This window comes from Solibacillus sp. FSL W8-0474 (assembly GCF_038004065.1).
GTDB lineage: Bacteria > Bacillota > Bacilli > Bacillales_A > Planococcaceae > Solibacillus > Solibacillus faecavium.
Map to the genome: position 1 here is coordinate 1,628,849 of NZ_JBBOQJ010000001.1, position 16,341 is coordinate 1,645,189.

14 protein-coding genes are annotated in these 16,341 nt (G+C 35.2%); 10 read left to right on the forward strand and 4 right to left on the reverse strand.

Annotation, left to right across the window (positions count from 1 at the left end; translation table 11 throughout):
- Nucleotides 1–99: 99 nt before the first annotated feature.
- Nucleotides 100–2,325, forward strand: a complete 2,226-nt coding sequence (locus tag NYE67_RS07975; RefSeq protein WP_339216085.1) for an S-layer homology domain-containing protein — start codon at nucleotides 100–102, stop codon at nucleotides 2,323–2,325.
- A gap of 371 nt (nucleotides 2,326–2,696) precedes the next feature.
- On the opposite strand, the gene NYE67_RS07980 is transcribed toward NYE67_RS07975, so the two are convergent.
- Nucleotides 2,697–3,224, reverse strand: a complete 528-nt coding sequence (locus NYE67_RS07980; protein WP_339216087.1) for a hypothetical protein — start codon at nucleotides 3,222–3,224, stop codon at nucleotides 2,697–2,699.
- A complete protein-coding gene (locus NYE67_RS07985) occupies nucleotides 3,221–4,009 on the reverse strand; it encodes a hypothetical protein (RefSeq protein ID WP_340727694.1) in 789 nt (262 codons plus the stop codon). The genes NYE67_RS07980 and NYE67_RS07985 overlap by 4 nt, the downstream gene beginning before the upstream one ends.
- A 527-nt stretch (nucleotides 4,010–4,536) precedes the next feature.
- Between NYE67_RS07985 and NYE67_RS07990 the strand changes: the two genes are divergently transcribed.
- The gene (locus tag NYE67_RS07990; RefSeq protein ID WP_340727695.1) at nucleotides 4,537–5,049 is read left to right on the forward strand and encodes a GNAT family N-acetyltransferase; all 513 of its coding nucleotides are present in this window, start codon (nucleotides 4,537–4,539) and stop codon (nucleotides 5,047–5,049) included.
- Nucleotides 5,050–5,414: 365 nt separating this feature from the next.
- Here NYE67_RS07990 and NYE67_RS07995 read toward each other — a convergent pair whose 3' ends face one another.
- On the reverse strand, nucleotides 5,415–6,359 hold the full coding sequence (locus NYE67_RS07995) for a bile acid:sodium symporter family protein (RefSeq protein WP_340727696.1): 945 nt from the start codon (nucleotides 6,357–6,359) through the stop codon (nucleotides 5,415–5,417).
- Nucleotides 6,360–6,844: 485 nt separating this feature from the next.
- Here NYE67_RS07995 and NYE67_RS08000 point away from each other — a divergent pair, with 485 nt between their 5' ends.
- From NYE67_RS08000 to NYE67_RS08010, 3 genes are read left to right on the forward strand one after another with little or no spacing between them, the layout of a single operon-like run.
- Complete coding sequence (locus NYE67_RS08000; protein WP_191699222.1) at nucleotides 6,845–8,095, forward strand: ABC transporter substrate-binding protein; 1,251 nt, start codon at nucleotides 6,845–6,847, stop codon at nucleotides 8,093–8,095.
- Nucleotides 8,096–8,145: 50 nt separating this feature from the next.
- Entirely contained in the window at nucleotides 8,146–9,027 is an 882-nt protein-coding gene (locus tag NYE67_RS08005; protein ID WP_339216095.1) for a carbohydrate ABC transporter permease, read from the forward strand.
- Nucleotides 9,028–9,039: 12 nt separating this feature from the next.
- Nucleotides 9,040–9,849: a carbohydrate ABC transporter permease gene (locus tag NYE67_RS08010; protein WP_340727697.1), complete on the forward strand. Its 810-nt coding sequence runs from the start codon at nucleotides 9,040–9,042 to the stop codon at nucleotides 9,847–9,849.
- Nucleotides 9,850–9,977: 128 nt separating this feature from the next.
- Here NYE67_RS08010 and NYE67_RS08015 read toward each other — a convergent pair whose 3' ends face one another.
- Nucleotides 9,978–10,406, reverse strand: a complete 429-nt coding sequence (locus NYE67_RS08015) for a hypothetical protein (RefSeq protein ID WP_340727698.1) — start codon at nucleotides 10,404–10,406, stop codon at nucleotides 9,978–9,980.
- A gap of 401 nt (nucleotides 10,407–10,807) precedes the next feature.
- Between NYE67_RS08015 and NYE67_RS08020 the strand changes: the two genes are divergently transcribed.
- The 5 genes from NYE67_RS08020 (at nucleotide 10,808) to NYE67_RS08040 (ending at nucleotide 16,296) form a co-directional block, all read left to right on the forward strand.
- Complete coding sequence (locus tag NYE67_RS08020; protein ID WP_191699434.1) at nucleotides 10,808–11,407, forward strand: DedA family protein; 600 nt, start codon at nucleotides 10,808–10,810, stop codon at nucleotides 11,405–11,407.
- A 381-nt stretch (nucleotides 11,408–11,788) separates the two neighbouring features.
- On the forward strand, nucleotides 11,789–14,272 hold the full coding sequence (locus tag NYE67_RS08025) for a hypothetical protein (protein ID WP_340727699.1): 2,484 nt from the start codon (nucleotides 11,789–11,791) through the stop codon (nucleotides 14,270–14,272).
- Nucleotides 14,272–15,138: an ABC transporter ATP-binding protein gene (locus NYE67_RS08030; RefSeq protein WP_340727700.1), complete on the forward strand. Its 867-nt coding sequence runs from the start codon at nucleotides 14,272–14,274 to the stop codon at nucleotides 15,136–15,138. Before NYE67_RS08025 ends, NYE67_RS08030 begins: the two co-directional genes overlap by 1 nt.
- A 467-nt stretch (nucleotides 15,139–15,605) precedes the next feature.
- Complete coding sequence (locus tag NYE67_RS08035) at nucleotides 15,606–16,046, forward strand: hypothetical protein (protein WP_340727701.1); 441 nt, start codon at nucleotides 15,606–15,608, stop codon at nucleotides 16,044–16,046.
- A 52-nt stretch (nucleotides 16,047–16,098) separates the two neighbouring features.
- Nucleotides 16,099–16,296 carry a hypothetical protein gene (locus NYE67_RS08040; RefSeq protein ID WP_340727702.1) on the forward strand — a complete coding sequence of 66 codons (198 nt, stop codon included), beginning with the start codon at nucleotides 16,099–16,101 and terminating at the stop codon, nucleotides 16,294–16,296.
- Nucleotides 16,297–16,341: the final 45 nt, after the last annotated feature.

Here is a 16,341-nt window from a genome sequence, read left to right on the forward strand (position 1 = left end):
TTATTGGTAAATAATTGAATATCTGAAACTTTATAGTTGTTTGTAAAGTATAATGTAAGTGTAAACAAATGTTTACGCAAAGAGATAGGGGGATGAAGAATGGTAACTTTTAAAAAGGCAGGAGCAATGTTATCTGCAACAGCGCTATCTGTAGGTTTATTAGCACCAATGGCAAGCGCTTCAACGTTAGGAAATGAACGTATGGATACATTGCCAATTCAAGTCGCACAAATGAATACAACGGTAACAAAAGAGGATTTAATGAAGCGTTTTCGAGAATTATTTCCAAATGAGTTTCCGAATGTAACCGAAAAAGATTTTCGTATGGGATCGGGTTTCTCACATCCTAAAGATTCCACGTTGCGTTATGAACTTCGCTTTATGAAGCAAATTGATAATCAACATGTGAGTGGATATTTTACTTTTGTAGGAGAAGCATTAGAGTTAGAACAATTTTATTATCAACCAGTAAACTCTAAGGATGTATTATTCCCAGCGAAGTATTCTAAAGAGGAAGCGCAAAAAGTAGCGAATACGTTTCTTGAAAAGTTCAATGAAGGTGAAGGGTATGAACTAGTACCAAATGAATATGATTATTATTCATCTTCTATTTTGACTGAACCCGTTCAATACTCGTTTATGTATGCAAAGAAAAAATCAGGTATTCCGATTTTAGACCAATCGATCAATATTAGGGTATTAGGAGATGGCACAGTATCCTCTTTTTATAGAACAACAAGTGAAAAAAATAATTTTACGTTTGATGATCCTTCCAAAAAACAAAGTGAATCGGTCATTGCCAACCGTTTACAGGATGCATTAAAGGCACAGTTGTCATATAAAATTGTCACAGATTATTCTACAGGTGATTACAAAGTAAAGCTAGTTTATCAACCGAATAGCCAGGTGGTTTCAGGTGTACATGCTCAAAGTGGAGAATGGCTTACAACGGATGGGCTATCCTCAACGTTATCAGCTCAAGCGATTACACCAATTGTGACGGCACCATTAGCAGCAAAACAGCCGAACTTAACATCAGAACAGGCGCAGGCGATGGCGCAAAAGTTGCTCGCAACAGATCAAAAAGGTGTTAAATTAACGGTTGAGTCAGTTGAAGAAATAACAGAGGCTGGTAAGGAAGTATATAGCATTCATTATATGTATCACTATAGAAACAGTGGGACAGGCACTACACTTACAATTGATAAAGCTACAGGAGAGGTAATTAATTATAGTGATATCAAAAATAGCCTTGAATTAGAAGATGAAGATAATGATACGGAAGTAAAATTCACGAAGCAACAGACATTAGATAAGGCGATTGCATATGTGAAAGAATGGGTACCATCTTATGCTCACCAGTATGCATTACCAGTAGATGAGGGACAGCACGAAAGTTATAATGATAGTTATTATTTTACGTTCCCACGTATTGTAAATGGGTTAATGGTTGTAGGTGATAATATCTCAGTTAATGTCGATGCCAAAACAGGCGCTTTAGTAAGCTTGCGTGTAAACGGATTTGATGATGTAGAGTGGCCTGCCGCAACAGAAGTTTTAACAGAGCAGGAAGCAACAAAGCTGTTGAAAAATGAGTTGAAACTGAAGCTGCAATATGTAAATCATTCAAATGTGGAAAATGATCAGCATTATAGCTTAGCATATCAACCGGTCTTCAAAGAAGGTTCGTCTGCTACCATTGATGCAAAAACAGGGGAATGGTTAGATGTTTATGGTATGGCTAGTTCAAACAAGCCGAAAATCAAGCATCCAACAGCTGCAGAGGAATTAAATTATTTAATTCATGCAGGGATTTTAGAGGTAGATGGAACATTTAATCCAGATGCATCCGTTACTAAAGAGGAAGCGTTAAAAGTATTACTGAAATCTGTAACCTATATGTATTACAGCTCTAGATATAATGAATATGAAACGTCAAATCAATCGTTTAACGATATAACGTCTGATCATCCATTATATTCATTTGTAACACATGCCTTAAGTATGGGGATGCTTGATACGTCTTCTAAAACGTTTAATCCGACTGGAACTCTTTCAAATCAGGAACTGGCAAAATGGGTAATCGGTATGTTGAAGCTTGATAAACCAGCGCAGCTTAGCGATATATATGAACTGAAATACAGTGATGCAGCACAAGTTAGCCAGGAACTACGTGGCCATGTAGCATTAGCTCATGGATTAGGACTACTTGAGGCGGAAAATAATCAGTTAAAGCCAAATAGTGAAGTAACGTATGCGCAATTAGCACAAGCAACTATTCGTTTAGCTCATAAAATGAACGAATATGAGATTAGAAACTATTAATGAGTGACTGTTCAAATCAAAAATAAATTAAAAAAAGACAAGTGCTGTATATAATAGCATTTGTCTTTTTTAGATACAGTTGCTCGCTATTTTCAGTGCCCACACAAAATAAGGGTATATTTTACCGTTATTTGAATGATGGAGCTCAATTTTAGGATAAATAAGGGAACGTTTTACCGTTATTTTAAATAAAACCGTGTAATTTCATCTTTTTTAGGTCAATAACGGAAATTTCTTCCTTTATTTTTATTGTTTTTTAAGTTTTTTTAAAAATAACGGAAATTCATTCCTCTATTTATCTGACTACGCATTTCAATCTACAAAGCTTTAGAACCACGCAGCTGGGAAAGCCTGTTTTCAATAGTTCTAAACTATATTACCTCATCCAAAAGTGCGTATTCCTTATTTTTACGCTTCCATAAAAATATAATGAAATAAATATAGAAGACAAATAACAATGCAGCACTTGAAAGGCCAAGGATCTCGTAAACTTCCACTGGAAAGTGCATGCCGACAGAACTAAACAGCAGAAAGATTAATTGTAAGTTAATATAGAGCGTCGGGAACATACTCTCTTCACCACGTAAAATTTCATTTGATACAGAAAAAATACAGGCAAGATAGAGAATTGTAAGAAGTCCATTTAATATAGCAACGATTTGAAGCGCTAAATTTGCAGATGGCACGAACATCTCAGGCAGCCATATTCCCATTAATGACGTTACGGCAAGTACCGTAGCACAGAGATTACCTAGTTTGGCATACTGGGCCTCCACTTTTGAAAACGCATAAACAATAATAATGAAGCCGATAAAATCCGGAAAAATATCAAAATTGCCAAAATTGATGTCAAAAAACTGAAACAAAACCCCGATTATAATAAGTTTGTGAAAGTTCATAGCTCGCCACGCTCCTTCACTATACTGTTTACCCAGTCCTCACTTGGTCTCGTATTTAAAAATTGGGTTAATGTCAAAATCTTATCTTTTTCTGCATTATCCACAATATGTAGTTCCAGTTTAAACAGTTCCATTTCATATTGTGCCTCGCCGTCTGTCGTCTCAATATATAGTTTATCTTCGTTGTTTATTTGAAGTGGGACAGTTAGTGGAAGCTGTACATCCTTACCATTTATTTTGAAATTTAGCAGGTCAACCCGATTGTCTACGACATTTACTTGTTTTAACGTAAAAGGTTCTAATACTTTATAAAAACCGGATGTGCCATCTGTCCCGACAGAACTAGATAAGAACTCTAGCTGCGGGATCTCCTCATACTCATAAGTTGTAAGTGAGATCGGTGTTGTCATTCTATCCTTAAAATGAATTGTCCCTTTTGTAACACCATCTAAAGGAGTTAAATCTTCATTGTCATTTAGCCATATAACCGGTGAAATCATACTGTAATAAGTATATTTAACATATGTTTCAAGCGTAGTCTGTGGCTGCGGGTTAAACATCGAAAATGGCTGTTCCGGATAATAATGGTGCCCGTTAAATTCTATCGATTGAAATTCATGCGGATCTATTGAATTCGTTATATATGAAAATTTAATCGTTTTGTTTGCAAAATCAATCGTACCGGCCACAGGAATCGGCTCATCCAGCATCTTTGCATCATAGTAAAGCGTACTCGTTATTTGTATAACACCAACTATGACAAGTATCAGTAATAATTTTTTCATTTAATTCTCCTAACTAGATCCTTTAAGATAGTAAATCTAATAAAATTCCTCTTGATTGGTGGGTTACGGCAAGACAGCGCTCAAACCACGTGATACGTGTCTTTATCACTGCCTTTATTGCCGTTTGAGAGGCCCACCAATCCAAAAATTTTGCCCTCGTTATAAAGTGAATTAAAAAACACCCATTCATGCCGCTTGCGCTATCGCGAGGCGACAGAGAGCGGAAATGTTATGTTTTATAATCTTTATTTTTGCAGATATTCACTTTATGCCAAAGCAGAGTGACGTGGAGCGAAGGGTGAGCCGTCCAAAAACTTGCTTAACGCGTTTTCCCCGTAGCGCAGCAGAACGCAATTCATTAGAAAACCTTATTTTTTAATTTTGTCATCCCCAACTTATGGTGATGAATCTAATTATTACAGAAACAGTATACCCTATGCTATTCTAAAATGAATGGGCTATTGTAAGTATTTTCCATGAATGCATACGATTCGTTACGACAAAAAGAATAATTTTGAGGTGAAATAATGGTTTTTAATCCAAATGAAATTTATTTTAGGCAGTTAAAACTAGAGGATTTTCATACTGTATTAATCTGGAGTAAGGATGAACGTTTTTGTGAAGCAAATGGCTGGCAGAAAAATAGAGATCCTATTGAATTACTTCGATGGTGGGAACATTGTGTAATAAATCAACAAAAGGAGTTTATTCGTCTTGGAATAGAATATAATAATAAGTTGATTGGTTATGCAGATTTAGCAGAGATAACGAATAATAGTGCTGAAATAGGCATTGCTATTGGAGAAAGTAACCTATGGAATGTTGGAATTGGTACACAGACGGTAAAAAAATTAATAAATTATGCAACTGAACAATTAGGAATTACTATATTTTATGGTGAGACACACGAAACAAATCATCGTTCAAGAAAAATGATGGAGAAGTTAGGATTTACGGAAGAAAGCAGCAATGGAAGTGAAATCTATATTGGGAAGGAAGTTAAGTTAGTGCAATATAAATTTGAGTGTGGCAGTGTATGATTGTATGCGGATAAGGCTTTGTAATATTCATGAGACTCTCTTGAAATTACCGAAATAAAAAACAGGCTGGGACATAAGTAGAAATTTCTTTGTAAAAGGAAAATAGTCTTATTAAGAAATTGATATTATATGAATTGATTGGAGTGAAGGGGCGACTCCTGGGGGGACAGCAAAATTTATTTTGCGACGAGTAACCGCAGGAGCACCGACGCCTGAGACTACAGGCTCAGGCCGTGCCCCCGGAAAGCGTCCCCGTAACGGAAATCAATTCTGGCAGAAGCAGAAAAACATCTATTTTTTCTTTGAAAAAATAGATGTTTTTCGTTTTGTCCCAAGCTCTCTTCAAGTTTTTTTAGCTCGAGTATCTATCTATTTTTAGCTATTTTATCCGCCTTTGAACCCCAATACGTCGCAAGAATTGGTCCGGAAATATTGTGCCAGAAACTGAAGATGGCACTCGGAACGGCTGATACTGGATCGAAGTGGGCCATTGCTAATTGTGCGCCTAAGCCTGAATTTTGCATACCGACTTCAATTGAGACAGCTTTTTGATCATCGTACTGAAGTTTAAATAGTTTTGCTACTAAGAATCCAAATAAGTACCCTAACCCATTATGTAATATTACGATTGCAAAAATAATTAATCCTGTTTCCAAAATTTTATCCCGGCTTCCGCTTACTACGGCTGCAACAATCATAACAATGGCAACAACGGATACGGTAGGAAGGATATCGATACTTTTCTCAACGATTGGTTTAAATAAAAACTGAGCAATGATTCCTAAAATAATCGGAATTAATACTACTTTGATTACTGACATAAACATCGCCATAAAAGAAACTGGTAACCATTCACTTGCTAATAAGTAAATAAGAGCCGGTGTTACAAATGGTGCCAGTAATGTCGTACATGATGTAATCGTAACAGACAATGCTGTATTTCCTTTTGCCAGGAATGTCATAACGTTAGAGGAAGTACCTCCAGGACAACAGCCTACTAATATAACCCCAACCGCAATTTCCGGTGGTAAATTGAAAATTTTGGCTAATGCAAATGCTAGCAACGGCATTATTACAAATTGTGAAACAATCCCGATAATGACGCCTTTAGGGTGCTGAAGAATCAATTTAAAATCATCTATTTTTAACGTCATCCCCATACCAAACATCACAATTCCAAGTAAGATTGTGATATAACTGCCGATCCAAGTGAAATATTCTGGTATCCAAATGGCTAAACCAGCTGCAACCAGTACCCAAAGAGCAAATGTATTCCCCGCAAACTTACCTATTTTCTGTAAAACTCCCATAATGATGTGACCTCAGCTTTCTATTGAATTCTAGTTATTGTAATATATTAAATTTTTAATTGCAATAAAATTCAGAAAATTTTGTTTATCAATATTGGAAATAATGATTAATAGTCCATGTTCCAAAACATATCAATATCGTAATTTTTAATTAATCAAAAAATATTACAAAAATAGGTTTACTTAACTTTTTATAGTGGTATATAAAATTATTGGTTTTGTCTCAACCAGTAAATTTCCCCATGTGTAACATCTCCAATTTTAAGTGCAATCCTGTTACAACCACCATTAGTAAGCTAAAAAATAATAAATAAAGAGTAGGAGTGAGAGCTAAATAAATAATATTCTTTTTATTATGCAGTCATTTAATAAGTTCTTAAACGGACATTAAAAAGATAGCTAATAACTGCATGTTACATAGTTAACCGATTTTGTTGTCATGTAAATTTTAATTGAATAATGGAAGAAGAAGGGGGACTTCAAGTATGAAAAGGATGTTTTTAATTAGTATTTTAATATTGTCAGTTGTTTTATCTGGTTGTGTAGGAAGTACAAGTAGTAATTCTGATAGTGGAACAGGCGATGGTAAAACGAAAATTAGCTTCATTCATTGGCGAGGCGAAGATAAAGCGGCTTTTGATAGTTTAATAGCTGATTTCGAAGAACAAAATCAAGACATTGAAGTCGACATGACAATTTATCCATCAGAACAATATCAATCTACAGCGCAAACGTTATTACGTGACGGCTCAACAGGGGATGTCTTTACAAGCTACCCGGGTTCTCATTTTGAGATCATTAAACAGGCAGGTTTATTTGAGGATTTATCCAATGAAGATTTTCTTGAAAACTATAATGAACGATTAATTTTGGCTGGTCAGGCAGATGACAAGCAATATGCAGTACCATTGCAACTTGTATTTAATCAGCCTGTATACAACGCTACATTATTTGAAGAATTAGGATTAGATCCAAACCCTAAAAGCTGGGAAGAATTTTTAGCCCTTTGCCAAGCGATAGCCGATGCAGGACATACTCCGATTGCCTTCCCAGGTGCAGATATTGGTCCGGGACAGTTCATGAATTCTATGATGATGAACAATGCTCCTGAAGAAGATATTTTTGACAAGCTAATAGCTGGGGAAGCTAAGCTTACAGATGAATGGTGGGTAAAAACACTTACACAATTTAAAGAGTTAAACGACAAAGGCTATTTAGGAAATGGTGCTCTAGGAACAAATCATCCAGGTGCTATTGCCATGATTGCAAACGGTGATGCAGCTATGCTTGCAACTGGTTCATTTGCAGTAGCCGGCATTAAAGAGATTAATCCAGATATTGAATTAGGTTTACTTGCACCAATTACAGTTTCAGAAAGTGAAGCTGTGTGGGAAGGGATTCATACAACTACATTCATGCTTGCAGTAAATGCGAAATCGAGTAAAAAAGAAGCAGCTAAAAAGTTTGTATCTTTCTTATCTGAAAAAGAAAACGCCGAGGAATATGCAAACAAAACAAGTCAGCACGTAACAGTTAACGATGTTGAGTATACATCTGAAGAATTAAAATCAGCAGAAGAATGGTTTGAAAAAAATACCCGCTTCCAACCACGTTATTTAATTCCGAATGCTGATGTAGAAAAAGCTGTTATTGCTTCAATACAAGCTGTATTAAATGGAACGGATCCGGTAAAAGCAGCTGAAGACTCTCAAAAAATTGTAGATCAAAATATTTGATAGAAGGGGGATTTTTTCCCCCACTCTATTTAATGTAAAGGGATGATTGGATGAACTTAAAAAGGAATAAGGTCTTACTATTATTTTTAATTCCAGGTTTAATTTTATATTCTACTTTCTTTATCATTCCTACTATTAATGCTGTAATATACTCTTTTACAGATTGGGACGGACTTTCGCCAGACTTTAACATAGTTGGATTTGATAACTACATAAATATACTTACAAATGATTCTATATTCTTGAAGGCTATGGGCAATAACTTGAAATTTATGCTATTTGTCTTGATTTTCCAAACGGGCTTTTCATTGCTGTTTGCACTGTTTTTAATTAAAAATACAAAAACAAATGTATTTTTACGTGCATTATATTTTTTCCCGACAATTTTAAGTTCAGTTTCTGTAGCGTTTATTTGGTCATTTGTTTATGACCCAAATATCGGCATATTAAACACGATTCTAGGTTATTTAAATCTTGAGTTTTTACAGCAAAGTTGGTTAGGTAATCAAAATATAGCTATTTATTCAGTTGCTGTAACACAAGTTTGGTTCCATACAGGTCAAATGTTAGTCATTTTTGTAGCAGGATTACAAGCGATTCCTGAAGATTTATATGAGGTGGCTAATATTGAAGGCGCAAGTCGTTGGCAGCGTTTTAGGTATGTTACTTGGCCGATGATTGCCCCATCAGCGACTATTGTTATGGCATATACGACCATTCAGTCCTTTAAAGCATTCGACTTGATTTTCGCAATGACGCGTGGTGGCCCTAATTATTCAACGGAAATTTTGGCAACGCTCATTTATACGACTGCATTTAGAAGCTTTGAGTTCGGATATGCTTCAGCTGAATCGGTCTTATTCATGATTATTATTGCTATTATCACAGTACTGCAATTTAGAATGTTGAGAGCTAGTAAGGTACAGGAATAGGGGGGAAGTGACATGCGTTTTATAAGGTTCATACTTTTAACATTATTTGCTTTAGTCGTCATTATACCTATGTTGATTGTCGTTCTTACAACATTTAAATCTACATCAGAGGTATTTTCAAATATATTAGGATTACCGAGCAGCCTTAGCTTTAAAAACTACGTATCCATTTTTACGGAACAACCAATGTCCCGTTATTTCATGAACAGTGTAATTGTTACGTTTTTCTCTGTAACGCTTACTCTATTGTTTGCAAGTTTGATTGCATATAGTGTAACGAGAATGTTTGGATGGATTGGGGTCATTATCTTTTCGTTATTTACGCTGGGAATGATGGTGCCTGCTCAAGTAAATATGATACCGCTTTATCAGCTAGTATATAACTTAGGCTTAACAAATAGTTTGCTAGGTTTAATTTTAGTAAATATTGCTGTCACAATGCCCGTTGCTATATTTATAATAACTGGATTTATGAAATCTATTCCTAAATCATTATTTGAAGCAGCTACAATTGACGGAGCCAGTGAATTTAAAATGTATTATAAGATTGCCTTGCCTTTATCATTGCCTTCAATTGCAGCGACAGCAATTTTCTTATGCGTAATGCACTGGAACGATTTATTGTATCCATTATTATTTATTACGAATAATGATTATAAAACGCTTCCGCTTGCATTGCTGGAATTCCAAGGAGAATATGCGACGAACTATCCACTATTATTTACTGGAGTCTTAATAGCATCAGCTCCAATGATTCTTGCATATTTATTCCTGCAACGCTACTTCATTGCAGGGATTACAGCAGGTTCTGTTAAAGGATAATTAATTGTCTTATAGCCGAATATATAATCGGATTTGGAAAATTAATCGTTTTCCAGATCCGTTTTAATTTTATAGGAGAGTAAATTTTGTATGGATTTATATGTAGAATAGTTATAATTTCTATGATACTAATTTTTAGAAATAAATATTTTTGTTATTACAGCACTTAATAAAGTAATTATAAGCAGTAGTATTCCATCAGAATGAAAGAAATTGAAACCATAAATAAGGATCCCACAAAGTACACAACTAATTGTGTTCAATCCAAAAAGAATACCCCATATAGTCTTTTTAAATTTTTGATACGCTTTACTTCCCATTAAAAACTTATTGTAAAAAAAGCAAATGATTGCTAGTCCTATTACAAATGACAAAGAAAAAATAAATGATGATGTAAAAATAAGTGGTTCTTCCCAAGGCATGTCGACAGTAATAATATTCACTAAATTAATCATATTTAAAGTAGCAATGCAAAGAGCAACAAATAAGAAAAGAAACCATTCAGCTAAATAAATAATAGGCACAAAAAATTTTCTTAACGTAGGTTGATTATTCATTTGAAACCTCCAATATATGTAAGACTAATAATATATACGTTAAAAGGATAACTAAAGTTTCCTGAATTTTACTGTTTTCTCTCTAATACTCTAGCCTATTAAGAAAAGGAAAATGTCAAAGTGGTTGTGACATATCGCTTTTTGCATATACATACACTACTCTAATAGGGCAATATCATGAATAAGGCAACATTATTGGCGGGACGGCGTTCTATTATAAAGGAGAACATACATAAAAGTGGTAGGTTTTCGGAATTTCTATTGTGAAACGTTCCAAGTTTTTGTATGCTATATGAATGTAGAAGTGGACTAAAGGGGTAAAATCGGTTTCTGTCGATTTTGACTTTGGAGATTGCAAATGATTGGAGTTGTTTTTGTTGTTAGATACAATCATTTTACCAATGATTGAGTTTTTTAAAGGGTTAGGCTATTTGGGTGTATTATTAGCACTCTGCTTTGAATTTATTCCGGCAGAAGTCATCTTACCGATGGCCGGGTTTTGGATATCTCAGGGAGAATATAAATATTGGCTAATGGTGCTTGCAGGTACTGTAGGTGGAACAATTGGGCCATTGACATTATACGCGGTAGGTCGCTATGGTGGTCGTCCGATTGTACTGAAGTATGGGAAGTTCTTCTTGATTAATGAAAAGCAAGTAAATGCAGCGGACAAGTTTTTCGCAAAATATGGTGCTGGTGTCGCCTTTTTCGGACGCTTTATGCCAATCGTCCGTACAGCGATTTCCGTTCCGTGCGGGATGACAAAAATGAATGTATGGAAGTTTTCAATTTACACGTTTTTAGCAATGTTTCCAATTACCGCGCTTTATGTGTATTTAGGTATTAAGCTAGGTGAAAATTGGGAACAGGCAGGAGAGCTGTTTAAGCAATACCTACAACCATTTGTTATTCTCATTATAATTTTAGCAGTAATTTATGCGATTTATAAATACCGCATCAAGTTATTGGAGCGTAAAATGAATTTACCAAATAAGAAATAGTTTGAAAAGGTAGCCTAGGTTAATAGGCTACCTTTTTTATTACCCATTACTAAATGTTTTTACCCCTCTTTCGCCCACCAATCCAAAATTTTGCCCTTGTTATTGAGTGGAGTAAATAACCCCAGTCAAGCCACGCTATCGCGAGGCGGCGGGGAAATACTCTATTATATCTCTTCATTTTTGCAGAAATTCATTTTATGTCTAATCAGGACAGGCTTCAATAGAAAATTTTATTATTTCAATTTTGTCACCCCCAACTTACGGAAGGGTATTTAACCACTTTATACATATTTTGGATTTTAAATGTTAAAATGAAAAAAGAACAATAGCTTAATAAGATTTAAATTTAGTAGTTGCAAAATTATGAGTGGAGGGGGATATATGAAAGAAATAATCCATTTTCTTATGAAGGGATGGCTAAAAAGTAAGTATATTTTCCTGTTTCCGATTGCAATGGGGCTTCTTGTTTGTATACTGCTGGGCATTAATAGTACGCAGTCGGGTGCAACGAAGAACGAGTTGCAGGAAACATTCGACAATCGTGAAGAAACTGTTCGTCTTTTAATTTCCAGTATGCTAACGAAAGACCGCGTTATTGGTCTAACACCTGATGAACGGGAATCGTTGGACATTCTTTTGGTGAAAGAAGAGCATATAAAAGAGATATTGGCAAAGATTAATGAAGGGGATCTCCAGATTGCACAACAACAGCTTGCCTATATAAATGAGTACGAAACATATACCGCCACAACCAAATTTATACCTTACCTAAATCAAGATACATTAAAGTTTGAGCGACTTATGGCCGAACATTTACTTGAATATGATCTCCCATATACAGAGCAGATCACTCCCTATAAAACGGCCCTCTTTACAAAGCAGTTATTCCAGATTTTTTTTAGCCCAATTACTATATTTATGCTCCTGCTTGTATTTTGTTTTAAATATATGGCTGACAAAGAAAAATGGCTATTTGATTTCTTTAAAATAAACTCATTATCCAATACATCCATTTATTACGGATACTTAGTTCCATTACTAAGTATCGTATTTATGTATATTTTAATAGCAAGTATTCTATCATTTTTACCTCCCTTATTAACTGGGAATGTCAATACAATCTTTTACCCGCTGGAAGTAGCCGTCGGTTCAGAAATGATTTTGGTACCTGTATGGAAGTGGCTAGTTTTTATTCCGATTGGCTGGGGGATTTTCATTTCATTTCTATTGCTTATAACAATTTGCCTGTTCAAGCAGCAAGCCAATTTAGGCGTCCTGTTCTTTGTCATTAGTATGCTGGTTTTCATCAGCTACATGATTTCATTAAAGACTGGATTCCAAATAGGCAACCCGATTCACTTGATTGCTTCATATGAACCGCACTTGTTGACTTCAAATCGTTTTGTTCTGTATTTACTTGGCATGCTATTGCTGCTCATTATTAGTAGTATCATTGCGTATGTTATTATTCGAACAAAAAATATCAAGTTTACAGTACCTCAACTTAATACAACAAAAAAGCAGTATCGATCAACACAGAAGTTTAAGCTTCTGCAATTCGAGCATTTAAAAAAGAATCGCAAAGGACATATTCTTTTTACTATCATTTTATTATTCGGAATGATTGGCGGCGTCGTTATTGCAGTGAATGAGCAGTATCAAACATTCCCTGACAAAGCATTAAAAGCGATTGAAAGTTATCAAAATCAAATTATTCAAGATCAGGCACATTGGAAAATGGTCGCGGAAGAATTTGAACTCGAACAGGCATTACAACAGCAAATGGCGGAGCAAGCCGGAGAAGAAATGGAAATACTGGATCAAAACCCGTTCCAATTGATGATAAAACAATTGGAAAATCGGTATGATGCAGTGGAAAGTTTAAAAGGCGAGATTAATTCCCCTGACTTTTCCGAAACTTTTCGTAAAGTTATGAAGTCGCTGGAGCCAGGTTCATATAAAGACAGTGAAAGCACAAGCACTTTGACAGATATGGCATCTGAAGAGCAGCAAATGATTCTGGAAGACAAGGGGATTACCCCATGGCCACTTGGACATAAATGGGTTTCTAATTTTCATGATCCGAGTCGTGCTGTTGATAATGACCATTTTAAAAGGTTAAAGCTTTTCCAGGAACAAAATACTAAATATGACAACAGCAGTTTGTTCACTGTCTACAAATTTATGGATTGGAATATGATGCTGTTTGTATTGCTTCTATTTGTATTACTGTTATGGACAACGATGGCTGAGGAGCGCAGCCCTAATCCAACGATTAACTTTTTAGCAACGAAGCCGATTCGACTTACATCTGTTTATATAACGAAATGGCTCTATAATTTCGTGATTGCCTGTAGTTTACTCCTTATTAGCAGTACGATCGTTTTCCTCGTTGCCATACTTATTGGGGGCTTTGGGGAAGCGAATTACCCGATTTTGATTTATGCGAGGGAAAGGATAGAGGGACATTTTTTCCTTTCAACAGCCGATAATGCGTATTTTTACTTTGATAGCCTGGCTGCACTTCTTGTGAAAAGCGGAATTCTTATTATCGCTCAAATTTACTTTTTGAATAGCCTGTTTAGTTTCATAGGAAAAATGATGAAAAACCATTACGCAGCTATTATTGTGACGTTCTTGATTGTCATTGCAGGCTATACTGCTGGAAACTATTATATTGAATTAACGAGCAGTTTTTATAATCCGTTTGTCTATTTTGATACTTGGAATGTGATAGATGGCTGGAAATCTATTGAAGCAAACAACGGGAAAGTAAATTTTCTAAGTGGCACAGTCATTTTATTCATTAGCGGAAGCTTCTTGTTCGTTATCGGTTTTTTATTTAGAAGGAGGGTGGCATCTTAATGGTATTGCACGTACATCAGCTCGAAAAAAAGTATAAAAATAAATCGGTTCTCGAAAATATTAATTTTTCGATTGGAGGCGGGGAAATTATCGGCCTTGTAGGACCAAATGGGGCAGGGAAATCAACGTTAATGCGCTCAGTATTAGGGCTGGAAGAAATAAATGGCGGCTCAGTTCAAATAAATAACATTTCTCATAATAGCCCTGAATTTTTTAAATATATCTCTTTTTTACCGAGTGATAATTACTTGTATATGCAACTAACAGGTTATGATCATCTGTCGTTTATTGCCAATGTCTATAAAATTCCCCCTAATGATATCGAGGATATTATAGATCTAGTCGGAATTCGCTCCTATGTGAATCAGCCTGTGAAATCCTATTCTTACGGGATGCGCCAACATTTATTTATTGCGGTAAGTATTTTGACAAAGCCGCTCATTATTTTAATGGACGAACCGTTTAACGGATTGGACCCAACAAGCACTATTGAATTAAAACAATTGATCCGCACACTGCATGGACAGGGAATCAGCATTGTCATTTCCACACATAACCTCGATATACTAGAGGATTTGACTGATACAATCTGGTTTATTAAAGAGGGAAACCTTCATACGAATCAACTCGAATCAAAGGTTGATGTACCTTATGAGATTCAATGTGATCCTAATCATGACCTTGCTCATATAATGCAAGGTAGTGAACTTCCATTTCAAATAAATGAAAATCGACTGATTACAGATGCGGCATACTCGATTGAAATCTATCTGCAATGGTTACTTAAGCACAATATACAAATTCAGTCGGTAAATCCGTTAAAACGTAATTTGGAAGAGTTGTATCGTGATTTTTATGAAGTGTAGTTTCAAGGACAATGGGACATAACCCAAATATGCCATTACTCTCCTTGAAAGAAATAGCGTTTTTTTGCTGGTGAAAAAATTGATTTCCATTCCGGGACGCTTTCCGCAGGCACGGCTCCAGCGAACTAAATTGTGCCAAGAAGGCAGGCACAATTTAGTTCCACGCGTGCTTGTTCCTTGTGGAGTCACGGTCCCTCCATTCCAATCAGCTTATTCATCGCTTTAAGGTTGAAGCTGCACTTGCACTTTGCATATTATACATACAACGGTAAAAAACAAAAAAAGATAATTTTGGTTATTATATTTTAAAATATATAAAGGGTTTTTTTCGTGAAATTATTGAAAAAGTAGTTTGATATATAGAATTAAAATGTTTGGCTATGGTTTACAATTAACCGAACGCAGCAGGTTAGTTAAGTGTGAAAACTGTAGCAGTAGGGTGATGATTAATAAGGGGGGGGTATTAAATGGTAAGTGAAATAGGTAAACGAATATTAGTGGGAGTTATTGCAACATTCATATTTTGTGTTGCGCTTGCTATAATTGCATACACACCAGTTTCTAACAGAGAACCGAATACAGCATATATTTCTCTAACAGGACTTTTTATTATCTACGCTATATACTCTGGTCCTGTCTTTATTATTGCAGGTGTTATTTGGTCATTTGTAATAGATAAAATAAGCGTAAAACATGAAAATTACTCAAGAAGTAAAAAATACTTGAGTAAATTCATTTGTTATATTTTAGCGGGGATAGTTAGTACTTTAATTTTTTTGTTTATTATTACAACTGGTGATATCAGTTATAATTCGGATACGCTTGGTATTTTAGCTGTTGGAATAATTGCGTCACTCCTTTACTATCATTTGCAGCTTATGGGGCAGTATTTAGCCACTCAATATTAAAAGATTGCTATACTTGTCTGCATTGCGATTCTAAACTGAAGGAAGTGAAACTGTGAAGAAATTATTATTTACGTTTATTTTACTATTTGCATTTTTAATTGTAAGCGGATGTAACAATAACTCTGTAAATCAAATTAAAGCGGATTACATTAATATTGGCTATGGACAGAGCTGGTATGAGGGATTTAACAAAGTAGATAAAGAAACTGTTCAGTCACTTGTGAAGGCTTACAATCAAATAGAATATTAGTGGACAAACCAACCAACAAATTAATTATGAAAAGGCGATAACGAT